The following is an 11,890-nucleotide window of genomic DNA, read 5'->3' as shown; positions in this document are numbered from 1 at the left end:
TCCGATCCAAATTCGGAGCTGATCGATCGAGTCGGGGGAAACGCCCATGCGGCTGCGCGACGTGGGGTTCATTTGCGTGCTGGTCGGCTGCGTGCTGGCGATGGGACGAGGCGTGATCCGCCCGGCCTCGCCGACGCGCCAGCCGACCGACGCGCCGGCGCCGCGACCCGAGGTGGCGGCGCAGGTCGACGAGGCGTTCCGGGAAAGCTGGCGAGAACGAGGGATCAAACCCGCGCCGCCGGCGAGCGACCTGGCGGTCCTGCGTCGGCTGAACCTGGCGCTGACCGGGACGGTCCCCTCGCTGGAGGAAGTCAGGCGGTTCGAGGCGGAGGAGCCGGGGCGTCGCATCGACGACCGGCTGGAGGAGCTGCTGCGGGACCGCCGGACGACCGACTACCTGGCGGAACGGTTCGCGAGGGCCTTCGTGGGGACCGAGGACGGCCCGTTCATCGTCTTTCGAAGGCGGCGGTTCACCACCTGGCTGAGCGACGCCCTGATGGAGAACCGGCCTTATTCGGCGATCGTCCGCGACCTGATCGCCGAGCGCGGGATCTGGACCGACCACCCGGCCGTCAACTTCCTGACCGTCACCCGCGACGAGATGACCGAGCGGCCCGACCCCGAACGCCTCGCCGCTCGGGTCTCGCGGGCCTTCCTGGCGGCCCGGATCGACTGCGCCCAGTGCCACGACCACCCGTTCCAGCCCTGGAAGCAGGACGACTTCCGCCGCCTCGCCGCGTTCTTCGGCGGCATCCGCTCCAACCTCCGGGGCGTCTCCGACGCCGAGGACATCTACCACCCGCTCGACCGCAAGACCAAGGAGCCCACGACCGTCGAGGCGGCGCCGCCGTCGCACCCCGAGCTGCTGCCGGCCGAGGGCGCCCCTCGCGAGCGGCTGGCGGCGTGGGTGGTCGACCCGAGGAATCCGTACTTCGCCAGGGCGACCGTCAACCGGGTCTGGGCCATCCTCGTCGGCCGCCCGCTCGTCGACCCGATCGACGACATCCCCGCCGCCGCCGAGACGCCCGCCCCCCTCGACCTCCTCGCGGACGACTTCGCCGCCCACGGCCACGACCTCCGCCGCCTCATCCGCGCGATCGTCGCCACCGAAGCCTACCGGCTCGACAGCGTCGACCTCCCCGACGAGGCCGCCGCCCCCAACGACGAGACCTGGGCCGCGTTCCCCATGACCCGGCTCCGCCCCGAACAGGTGGCCGGCGGCCTCACGCAGTCGGCCTCCGTGGAGACGATGGGCCCGCGCGTCCCCTGGTTCGCCCGCGCGATCGCCTACGCTGAGGGGAACGACTTCGTCCGCCGCTACGGCGACGCCGGCGAGGACGAATTCGAATCCCGAGGGGGCACCATCCCCCAGCGCCTGCTGCTCATGAACGGCGAACTCGTCGAGAAACGCACCAAGGCCGAGTTCTGGAACGCCTCGAAACGGATCGCCGACCTCGCCCCCACCGACGAGAAGGCGGTCGAACTCGCCTACCTCGCCGTCCTGACCCGCCGCCCCACCCCCGAAGAGGCCGCCCACTTCGCCCCTCGCCTCCAGGGGACCTCCGGCGACGCCCGCTCGGCGCTGATCGTCGACCTGTTCTGGACCCTGCTCAACTCGGCCGAGTTTTCCTGGAATCATTAAGCAAGGGACCGCCATGCATCTCGATCGTCGCGGATTCCTGACGCTCGCCGGCCTGGGCTGGCTGACCCCGACGGCGCAACTGCTGGCGCGGCAGGCGGAGACGGCCGACGGGCCGGCGGGCTCGGTCATCCTCCTCTGGCTCGCGGGGGGCCCCAGCCAGCTCGAGACCTTCGACCCCCACCCCGACGCCTCCGCTTCCGGCGGCACGAAGGCGATCGAGACCGCCGCGAAGGGGGTGCGGCTGGCGGCGGGCTATGAGCGGCTGGCCGAGGAGATGGGGTCCGTGGCCCTCGTGCGGTCGATGACCAGCAAGGAAGGGGACCACGAGCGCGGGACGTACATGCTGAAGACGGGATATCGGCCCGACCCCACGGTCGTCCACCCGTCCATCGGCGCGATCTGCTGCCACGAGCTTCCGAGCGGGGCGACCGACGTCCCCCGCCACATCTCGATCCTGCCGGGCCGATGGCCGGGCCGGGGCGGCTTCCTCGGCGGCGAGTACGACGCCTTCCAGGTCGACGACCCCCGGGGCAAGCTCCCGGACGTCTCCCCGATCGTCCCCTCCGAGCGGGACGCGCGGCGGGCGCTGGACCTGGACGTCGTCGACCGGGCCTTCGGCCGCCGCCGCGCCGCGCGGGTCGAGGCGACGCTCCACCGCCAGGCCGTCGCCTCGGCGCGGACGATGATGACCTCGGAACAGCTCAAGGCGTTCGACGTCTCCCAGGAGCCGGCCGCGACCCTGGCCGAGTACGGCGACTCCCCCTTCGGCCGGGGCTGCCTCGCCGCCCGCCGCCTGATCGAAGTCGGCGTGCGATGCGTGGAGGTCACCCTCGACGGCTGGGATTCGCACGTCGCCAACCACGAGATCCACCGCCGCCTGGCCGCCCAGCTCGACCCGGCGTTCGCCGCGTTGATCCGCGACCTCAGGCGCCGGGACCTGCTGCGCAAGACGGTCGTCCTCTGCTGCGGCGAGTTCGGCCGCACCCCCCGCATCAACCCGTTCGGGGGCCGCGACCACTGGACCAACGGCTTCAGCCTGGCCCTCGCCGGCGGCGGCCTGCGCACCGGCCTCGCCGTAGGCGAGACCGACCCCGAAGGCGTCAAGGACCCCGTCCGCCCCGCCCGCGTCGAGGACGTCCACGCCACCATCCTCGCCACCCTGGGCCTCGACCCCGCGCGCGAGAACGTCGCCCCCCTCACCGGCCGCCCCATCAAGCTCAGCGAGGGCCGCGTCCTCCACGAACTCCTCGGCTGACCGCCCCGACGCACGGTCCGTTCCTATCCCGGCTCCCTGGCCCATCCTCTCATTACGGGATGTCCCCGAATCCCCTCGCCGAATCGCGGCGCGGCCGGAACAACCGCACCGCGACCGATCCGCGAGGAAGCCGAAAGCGCCGAACGAACCCAATCTCCCGACCCCGAGCCCACCTCGCCGACGAGGCCGATTCCGCCGAACGAACCCAATTCCGCGAACCCCGAGACGACCTCGCAAGATGACTTCCACCAGGGACTTAACGATCACGACCGGCCCGACTCCGACCTTCGCGAACGAACCCAATTTTCGGACGCTCCTCACTCTCACACCACCTCGCGGGGGTCGGGAGACGGCGATCGGGGTGCCACGGGTTCTCCGAACCCGTGGATCGGCGTCGGACTGGCCCCGAGCGGTCGCCCGAACCCAATTCCGGTCAACGGGTTCGGGGAACTCCTGGCACCCGAAGGGATTGCGCCGGAACTCGGTGGAGGCAAGTCGGGAGTCCCGATTTTCGGGGTCGGACGGGCCGCGCCGAACGGCCGATTCGGCACCGCGAACGAAGCCGATTCCGGCGAACGAACCCAATTTTTCAAACTGAACGCTTGACCACAAACCATTTAGCGCGCATCCTGTCCCCGATCGAACGACGGATCGCGGACATTTCAACCGAAAGGGGCCGAGGATGGCGAGCCAGGTCACGACGTTCCTGATGTTCCAGGGGAAGGCCGAGGAGGCGTTGACGTTCTACGTCTCGCTCTTTCCGGGCTCGGCGCTCGAGCGGATCGAGCGTTACGGTCCGGGCGAGATGGGGGCGGAGGGGACGGTGAAGCTGGCGAGCTTCACCCTGGCCGGGCGCGAGTACCGGGCGATCGACAGCCCGGTGAAGCACGCGTTCGGCTTCACGCCGGCGATCAGCCTGTTCGTGGACTGCGAGAGCCGGGAGGAGCTGGACGCCGCCTTCGCCCGGCTCTCCGAGGGGGGCGGGGTGCTGATGCCCCTCGGCGAGTACGGCTTCAGCGCCGCGTTCGCCTGGGTCAACGACCGCTTCGGCGTCTCGTGGCAGTTGAACCTACCGTTCGCCTGACCCCCGGAGATCCGACCATGCGACTCCTCCTCTCCCTGCTGACGAGCCTGGCCCTCGACGCCGACGTCTCCAACGACGCCCAGCTCCGTCGCGCGGTCGCAGACGCGAAGCCGGGGACGACGATCCGGATCGCGCCCGGCCGGTACGCGGGCGGCCTGTCCCTCCACGACCTTCACGGCCGGGAGGGGGCGCCGATCGTGATCCGAGGGGCCGACCCGAAGCGCCCGCCGGTCTTCCAGGGGAAGTCGTTCGGGTTCCACGTCTCGAAGGCCTCGCACGTCGAGCTGCGGGACCTGGTGGTCGCCGGGTCGACCGACAACGGGATCAACATCGACGACGGCGGCAAGCTGGAGTCGCCGTCGCACCACATCGTGCTCCAGGGCCTGACCGTCCGCGACATCGGCCCCGGCGGGAACCACGACGGGATCAAGCTCTCGGGCCTGGCCGACTTCCGAGTTGAGGGCTGCACGCTGGAGCGCTGGGGGGGCGGAGGCTCGGGGATCGACATGGTCGGCTGCCGGAAGGGGGAGATCGTCGACTGCACCTTCCGACACGGCGACGAGGAAGGCTCCAGCGGCGTGCAGGCGAAGGGGGGGACGCGGGACGTGGCGATCCGCCGTTGCCGATTCGAGAACGCCGGCGAGCGCGCCGTGAACCTCGGCGGCTCCACCGACCTGCCCTACTTCCGCCCCCGCCCCCAGGGCTTCGAAGCGAAGGACCTGCTCGTCGAGAACTGCGTCTTCATCGGCTCGTCGTCCCCCATCGCCTTCGTGGGGGTCGACGGCGCGGTCGTCCGTCGCAACACGTTCCACCGCCCTCGCCGCTGGGTCTTCCGCATCCTCCAGGAGACGCGCGAGCCGGGCTTCGTCCCCTCGCGCAAGGGCCGGTTCGTCGACAACCTGATCGTCTACCGCACCGACGAACTCCGGGCCCCGGTCAACGTCGGCGGCGGCACCGCCCCCGAAACCTTCACGATCTCCGGCAACGCCTGGTACGCCCTGGACGCCCCCGGCCGCAGCCGCCCCAGGGACCTCCCCGTGCCCGAGACGGACGGCGTCTACGGCGTGGAACCCCACTTCCTCGACGCCGCCAACGGGGACCTGCGGACGGACCCGAAGTTCCCGGACCCGCGCGAACGCAAAACCAAATAAGCACTTCTGAATTCACCATCAACAGAAGGTCGAGTGCCGCTCGACGCAGGTCCGCAGGACCTCGTCGGGGGGACGCTTCCACCAGTCGTCGGCGGAGAAGATCTCGACCTCGTGGGAGCCGTCGTAGCCCTGGGCCTCGACGGCCGATCGGATCGAGGGGACGTCGATGACGCCGTCGCCCATCATCCCCCGGTCGAGCAGGAGGTCGCGGGTGGGGACGAGCCAGTCGCAGACGTGGAACGCCAGGAGCCGCCTCGCGCCGGCGCGGGCGATCTCCCGGAACAGATTCGGATCCCACCAGACGTGATAGACGTCGAGCGCGATCCCCAGGCCGTCGTCGCCCAGCTCGTCGCAGAGGTCGTTGGCGTGGGCCGTCGTGTTGACGCACGCGCGGTCGGCGGCGTACATCGGGTGCAAGGGCTCGATCGCCAGCGGCATCCCGCGCGGGCGGGAGTGGTCGAGCAGCTCGCCGATCCCGTCGCGGACCTGCGCCCGAGCCCCGGCGAGGTCCTTGCTCCCCTTCGGCAGCCCGCCGACGACCAGCACCAGGCAACGCGCCCCGAGGGCCAGGGCCTCGTCGACGGCCCTCCGGTTGTCATCGCGAGCGGCCAGGCGCTCGGCCGACGTCGCGCCCGGGAACATGCCCCCGCGACAGTATCCCGTCACCGCGAGCCCGTGGTCGCGCACCCGCCGGGCCGACGCCTCCAGGCCGAACGCCCGGACCTGGTCGCGCCAGGGAGAGACGCCCCGGATGCCGTGCCGCGCGCAGCCGTCGAGGATCTCCCCCAGGCCCCATTGCGCCCGGACGGTCGCCGTGTTCAGCGAGAGTCGGCCCGGGTCGGGTCCGGGTCCGGGGCTACCGGGCTCGTTCGCGTCCCCGCTCACTGGTCCACCCCTTGAACCGTCAGGAAGGCGCGCATCCGCGAGGCCGCCCGGTCGGGGTCGTCGAGCAGGCCCGCGTCGTCGGCCAGGCGGAACAGCTCGGAATAGTGGACCGCGCCACGGGCGCTCTGCTGGCCGCCGACCATGACGAAGTGGTCCTGCCAGCGGTTCAACCAGGCCAGGAAGACCACGCCCGACTTGTAGAAGCGGGTCGGCGCCGCGAAGACGTGCCGCGAGAGCGCGACCGTCGGCTCCAGGATCCGCTGGTATCCCGCCGCGTCCCCCTCCCCCAGCGCCTGGAGCGCGGCCGAGGCCGCCGGGGCGATCGCGTCGAAGATCCCCAGGAGGGCGTGCGAGAAGCCCTGCTCGTCCCCCTCGATCAACTCGGGGTAGTGGAAATCGTCGCCCGTGTACATCTTCACGCCTTCCGGGAGACGCCGACGCATGACGACTTCCTTCTCCTTGTCGAGAAGCGAAATCTTGATCCCGTCGACCTTCGGCGCGTGGGCGTGGATGACCCGCAGGCAGACGTCCATCGCCTCGTCGAGGTCGTCGGAGCCCCAGTAACCGGCCAGCGCCGGGTCGAACATGGGACCGAGCCAGTGGAGGATCACCGGCTCGCGGACCTGGGCCAGGATCGCGCCGTAGGCGTGCTCGTAGTCCTCGGGCGAGCGGGCCGATGCGGCCAGGGCTCGGCTGGCCATCAGGATGATCCGCCCGCCGACGGCCTCGACGGCCGCCGCCTGCTCCTCGTACGCGGCGATCACGTCGGCCGTCGTCGTCCCCGGTCCGGGGGCGAGCTGGTCGGTCCCCACGCCCGAGGCGACGAGCGAGCCGGGGCGATCCTTCGCCATCGCGACGGTGCGCTCGATCAGCTCCAGCGCGGTCGGCCAGTCCAGCCCCATCCCGCGCTGGGCGGTGTCCATCGCCTCGGCCACGCCCAGGCCCAGCGAGAGCAGGTGTTCGCGATACCGGAGCGTGGCGTCCCAGTCCACGGCCGCCTCGACCCAGGGGGCGACCCCGCTCCGGGCGTCGGCGACGACGTGCGCCGCCGAGAACGCCACCCGGTTGAACGCCGGCCGCGCCGGGGGCGACCACGTCCGCCCCCCCATCGTCGTGTACGCCTCGACCGTCCCGGCGTCCGTCAGGAGGTTGACTCGGGCCATCGTGAGGGTCCTGAAAGAAGGCGGCCGAGCGGACGAGGCCGATCGGCCGGGCGGTTCTCAGACTTCCAGGTCCGGCACGTCGACCCATCGCCGTTCGCGCCAGGATTGCAGGCCGAGCTCGACGAGCTGGACCCCCTTGGCGCCTTCGACGAGGTCCCAGGGGAACTCGCCTTCGCCGTGGGCGTGCTTGAGGAAGAGTTCCCACTGGGCCTTGAAGGCGTTGTCGTAGGGGATCGTGTCGGGGACGACGGCCCAGTCGGCGAGGAAGTCGTGGGGGTTGCGAACGTCGGGGTTCCAGACGGGCCTGGGGGTGTTCACGCGGGACTGGGTCCGGCATTCAGTCAGCCCGGCGACGGCCGAGCCGAGCACGCCGTCGACCTGGAGCGTCAGCAGGTCGTCGCGACGGACGCGGACGGTCCAGGAGCTGTTGATCTGGACGATCACGCCGTTGTGCAGCTCGAAGGTGGCGTAGGCGGCGTCGTCGGCGGTGGCCGGATAGGGCTTCCCGCCCTCGTCCCAGCGTTCGGGGATGTGGGTCGCCCCCAGGCATGAGACGCTCTTGATCGGTCCGAAGACGTTGTCGACCAGGTAGCGCCAGTGGCAGAGCATGTCGAGGATGATGCCGCCGCCGTCCTCGGCCCGGTAGTTCCAGGAGGGCCGCTGGGCGGGCTGGAGGTCGCCTTCGAAGACCCAGTAGCCGAACTCGCCGCGGACGGAGAGGGTCCGGCCGAAGAAGCCGGAGTCGCGCAGGTGCTTGAGCTTGCGGACGCCGGGGAGCCAGAGCTTGTCCTGGACGACGCCGTGCTTGACCCCGGCCGAGCGGGCCTCGCGGACGAGGTCGAGGGCCGAGGCGAGGTCGGTCGCGACCGGCTTCTCGCAGTAGACGTGCTTGCCGGCGGCGATGGCGCGGCGGAGCACGTCGGGCCGTCCCTGGGTGGTGGCGGCGTCGAAGAAGACCGCGTCGTTGGGGTCGGCCAGGGCCGCGTCGAGGTCGGTCGTCCAGCGCGGCGCGCCGACGCGGCGGGCCAGGGCGGAGACCTTCTCGGCGTCGCGGCCGACGAGGAGCGGGTCGGGGACCAGCCGATCGCCGTCCGCCAGCGGGACGCCCCCCTGCTCCCGGATCGCCAGGATCGAGCGGATCAGGTGCTGGTTCATCCCCATGCGGCCGGTGACGCCGTGCATGACCACGCCGATTCGATGCTCAGACATCTTCGTCCTCGTCATCCTCGATATCTCGCCCCGTGGATGCGACGCGACTCGGCCCGGCTCGGCTCGGGCCGCCCGCGCGGGGGCCGGGGCCGCGCGACGGGGGGTGGGCGCGTCGCGGAGGCCGTGTTCGAGCCGCATGAGGTACTCGTCGCGGGGGATCTCCCGCGCGCCGAAGCGGACCATGTGGTCGCTCTTGATCTGGCAGTCGATCATCTCGACCCCCTCGGCGGCCAGGCGTTCGACCAGGGCGACGAGGGCCGCCTTGGAGGCGTCGGTCTGGTGGTGGAACATCGACTCGCCCGAGAAGGAACGGCCGGAGAGGACGCCGTAGACGCCCCCCGCCAGGACGCCGTCGCTCCAGGCCTCGGCGCATCGCGCGACGCCCAGCTCGTGCAGGCGGATGTAGCCGGCCTGCATCTCGGGGGTGATCCAGGTCCCGTCCTCGTGGTCGCGCGGGGTCTCGGCGCAGGCCCGGACGACCTGGGCGAAGGCGGTGTCGAAGCGGATCTCGAACCGTCCCGAGCGGAGGGTGCGGGAGAGCCGCCGGGAGACCCGCAGCTCGGCCGGGAAGAGGACGAACCGCGGGTCGGGGGACCACCAGAGGATCGGGCCGCCGTCCTCGTACCAGGGGAAGATCCCCCGGCGATAGGCGGCGATCAGCCGGTCGGGCGAGAGGTCGCCGCCGATCGCCAGCAGTCCCTCCGGCTCGGCCAGGTGGGGCGGCGGGAAGATCGGGTCGGGGCCGAGTCGGTAGAGCGCCATGGAGCCTACTCTCGCTGCGCCGACCGTCGCATCACGCCGCCGGGGCCGCGCCCGGCTCAGGCCGGGACGCCGCCTCGCAGGGCTTCCAGCTCCTCGGCCGGGCCGTAGTTCGCCCGGTACCGCGCGATGAACTCGTCGAGCGAATACGCGTGTTCCTGGGTTCCAGGATGCTCGATCGCATAGACCGCCGTCAAGGAGGCCATCCGGCCGACGACCGGCCAGGGGAGCCCGCGGCTCATCCCGGCGACGAACCCGGAGCGGAAGGCGTCGCCGGCGCCGGTGGGGTCGACGACCTTCGCGGGCTTGGCCGGAGGGATCGAGAACTCCTCGCCGTCGACGGTGATCAGGGCCCCCTTCTCGCCCAGGGTCATCACGGTGATCGGCAGGCTCTTGCGCAGGGCCTCCTCGCTGATCTCCAGCTTCTGGGCCATCATGCCGAACTCGTAATCGTTGCCGGCGAGGATCCGGGCCCCCTTGCGGCCCTCCTCCAGCTCGGCCTTGTCCATCCGGGGGAGCTGCATCGACGGGTCGTACAGGTAGGGGACGCCGTCCAGCGTGCATTCGGCCGCCGCCCGCGCCATCGCCGCCGGGTCGTTGGGCGCGATCACCACCAGGTCGTCCGCCGTCGCGCCCAGCTCCTTGGGCGAGATCGTCGACGCCTTCGACATGGCCCCGGGGTAGAACGCGGTGATCTGGTTGTCATCCAGGTCGGTGTTGATGAAGCAGCTCGCCGTGGACTCGTCCTTGATCACCTTGATCCCGGCGTCGTCCACGCCCTTGCCCGTCAGCCACGCGCGGTACTCCTCGAAGTCCTCGCCCACCGTCCCCACCAGCACCGGCTTCCGGCCCAAAAGCGCCAGGTTGTAGGCGATGTTGGCCCCGGTCCCGCCCCGCCGACGCGTCAGCGAATCCACCAGGAAGGAGAGGCTCAGGACGTGGATCTTGTCGGCCAGGATGTGGTCCCGGAACTTCCCGGGGAAGACCATGATGTAGTCGTAGGCGATCGATCCGGTGACGAAGATCCGCATGAATATTCTCTTGGTGGTGGGAAGGAGGCGTGGACGGCGGGGCCGGGGCGGTGCGGGCTGATGCGGTCAGGCGTCCGCTTCCAGCATGGCGATCGCCTGGGCGATGCGGGCGCGGCAGGTCTCGCGGCCGACGAGGTAGAGGCAGTCGTAGAGCCCCGGGCCGACCCCCTGGCCGGTGGTCGCGACCCGCAGCGGGTTGACGACGTCGCCCATCTTCCGGCCCGATTTCTCGGCGTAGTCGTGGACGGCCTTCTCCAGCGTCGCCAGGTCGTACGGCTCGGTCGCCGCCAGCAGCGCGTCGAGCTCGCGGAGCATCTCGGGCACGCCCGGCTTGCGGAGCCGCTTCTTGACGGCGTCGGGGTCGAACGCGATCGTCTCGGCGAAGAAGAACCGGCCCATCTTGACGACGTCGGAGAAGACCTTCATCCGGTCGCCAAGCGCCAGGATCACGGCCTCCAGCTTCGCCCGGGTCGCGTCGTCGACCGGCTCGGAGACCAGGCCCTCGGCGGCCAGGAACGGGATCGCGCCTTCGATCTTGGCGGCGAGCGGCTCCTGCTTCATCCACTCGCCCTCGATCCAGAACAGCTTGTCCTGGTCGTGGCTGGCGGGCGAGCTGTTCACGCGCTCGAGCGAGAACTTCTCGATCAGCTCGGCCCGGGTGAACAGCTCCTGCGAGGCGTCGTAGCTCCAGCCCAGCCGCGACAGGTAGTTGACCATCGCGTCGGGCAGGTAGCCCTTCTGGATGTACTGGTGGAGGTAGACGAGGATCCCGCGCTTCTCGTAGTCTTCGGTCTTGCGCTTGGACATCTTCTCGCGCGAGCCCGGCTCGGCGACGTACGGGATGTGCGCGAAGGCGGGGGGCGTCGCCTCCAGGGCCTCCAGGATGAGGAGCTGGGGGAAGGTGTTCGACAGGTGCTCCTCGGCGCGGACGACGTGGGTGATCTTCATGTCCACGTCGTCGACCACGCTGGCGAAGTTGTACAGCGGCTGGCCGCCGGGCCGGACGATCACGAAGTCGCCGATCTCGTGGGTGGCGAAGGAGACCTCCCCCTTGACCAGATCGTTGAGGACGAGCGTCCGCCCCGAGGGGACCTGGAACCGCAGCGCGTACGGACGGCCCTCGGCCTCGAACCGGGCGAGGTCGGCGTCGGAGTGCTCGATCCGGCGGAAGCGATACGGCTTCTTGGCCTTCTTCGCGGCCTCGCGGTCGACGTTCCGCTCGGCGTCGGTGCTGTAATCGCGGTAGACCTTGCCGTCGGCGACCAGCTTGTCGATCGCGGCCTGATAATGGTCCTTGCGCTCGGACTGGTAGTACGGCCCGTGGCCGCCGCCGACCTCGGGGCCTTCATCCCAGAAGAGGCCCAGCCAGCGGAAGCCGTCGAGGATCTTCGCGACCGCGTCGTCGACGTGCCGCTCCTGGTCGGTGTCGTCGATCCGCAGGACGAACTGGCCGCCGTGATGCCGGGCGAGGAGCCAGTTGAAGAGCGCCGTGCGGACCCCGCCGATGTGCAGGAAGCCGGTGGGACTGGGGGCGAATCGGGTGCGTACGCTCATGGCTCTCGATCGATGGGAGGCGACGAAACGGCGACGCGACCGCCCCGGCGCCCCCTCGGCCCCGGCGATCGCTCGAACGGCTTGGACCCGAACGAATCGGGTTAACGATAGGGACTCCGCCCCCGGCTGTCAACGGCCGGCGACGCCCCCGAGGGCC

General features: G+C 70.8%; 9 protein-coding genes and 1 pseudogene. 4 read left to right on the top strand and 6 right to left on the bottom strand.

Going from position 1 to position 11,890, the window contains the following annotated elements; genetic code table 11:
- Window positions 1-46: 46 nt before the first annotated feature.
- The 4 genes from VT85_RS10860 (at window position 47) to VT85_RS10845 (ending at window position 5,132) form a co-directional block, all read left to right on the top strand.
- Window positions 47-1,642, top strand: a complete 1,596-nt coding sequence (locus VT85_RS10860) for a DUF1549 domain-containing protein (RefSeq protein WP_068414565.1) — start codon at window positions 47-49, stop codon at window positions 1,640-1,642.
- Between the two features lie 13 nt (window positions 1,643-1,655).
- On the top strand, window positions 1,656-2,897 hold the full coding sequence (locus VT85_RS10855) for a DUF1501 domain-containing protein (RefSeq protein WP_068414562.1): 1,242 nt from the start codon (window positions 1,656-1,658) through the stop codon (window positions 2,895-2,897).
- A gap of 682 nt (window positions 2,898-3,579) precedes the next feature.
- Entirely contained in the window at window positions 3,580-3,981 is a 402-nt protein-coding gene (locus tag VT85_RS10850) for a VOC family protein (protein ID WP_068414559.1), read from the top strand.
- A 17-nt stretch (window positions 3,982-3,998) separates the two neighbouring features.
- Entirely contained in the window at window positions 3,999-5,132 is a 1,134-nt protein-coding gene (locus tag VT85_RS10845; protein WP_068414556.1) for a right-handed parallel beta-helix repeat-containing protein, read from the top strand.
- An 18-nt stretch (window positions 5,133-5,150) separates the two neighbouring features.
- On the opposite strand, the gene VT85_RS10840 is transcribed toward VT85_RS10845, so the two are convergent.
- From VT85_RS10840 to gltX, 6 genes and pseudogenes are all read right to left on the bottom strand, one after another.
- The gene (locus VT85_RS10840) at window positions 5,151-6,017 is read right to left on the bottom strand and encodes a sugar phosphate isomerase/epimerase family protein (protein ID WP_068414553.1); all 867 of its coding nucleotides are present in this window, start codon (window positions 6,015-6,017) and stop codon (window positions 5,151-5,153) included.
- The gene (locus VT85_RS10835; RefSeq protein ID WP_068414550.1) at window positions 6,014-7,180 is read right to left on the bottom strand and encodes a dihydrodipicolinate synthase family protein; all 1,167 of its coding nucleotides are present in this window, start codon (window positions 7,178-7,180) and stop codon (window positions 6,014-6,016) included. The genes VT85_RS10840 and VT85_RS10835 overlap by 4 nt, the downstream gene beginning before the upstream one ends.
- A 57-nt stretch (window positions 7,181-7,237) precedes the next feature.
- Window positions 7,238-8,389, bottom strand: a complete 1,152-nt coding sequence (locus VT85_RS30015) for a Gfo/Idh/MocA family protein (protein ID WP_068421811.1) — start codon at window positions 8,387-8,389, stop codon at window positions 7,238-7,240.
- Between the two features lie 129 nt (window positions 8,390-8,518).
- Window positions 8,519-9,151, bottom strand: a pseudogene (aat, locus tag VT85_RS30010) (leucyl/phenylalanyl-tRNA--protein transferase); the annotation flags it as partial.
- 56 nt (window positions 9,152-9,207) lie between these two features.
- The gene (locus tag VT85_RS10825; protein ID WP_068414547.1) at window positions 9,208-10,179 is read right to left on the bottom strand and encodes a carbohydrate kinase family protein; all 972 of its coding nucleotides are present in this window, start codon (window positions 10,177-10,179) and stop codon (window positions 9,208-9,210) included.
- Between the two features lie 66 nt (window positions 10,180-10,245).
- On the bottom strand, window positions 10,246-11,733 hold the full coding sequence (gene gltX / locus VT85_RS10820) for a glutamate--tRNA ligase (protein ID WP_068414544.1): 1,488 nt from the start codon (window positions 11,731-11,733) through the stop codon (window positions 10,246-10,248).
- Between the last annotated feature and the right edge of the window lie 157 nt (window positions 11,734-11,890).

It is taken from the genome of Planctomyces sp. SH-PL62 (assembly GCF_001610895.1).
Lineage (GTDB): Bacteria > Planctomycetota > Planctomycetia > Isosphaerales > Isosphaeraceae > Paludisphaera.
Note: the sequence above shows the minus strand (reverse complement) of the source record. Positions and strands in the feature narration are given on the sequence as shown.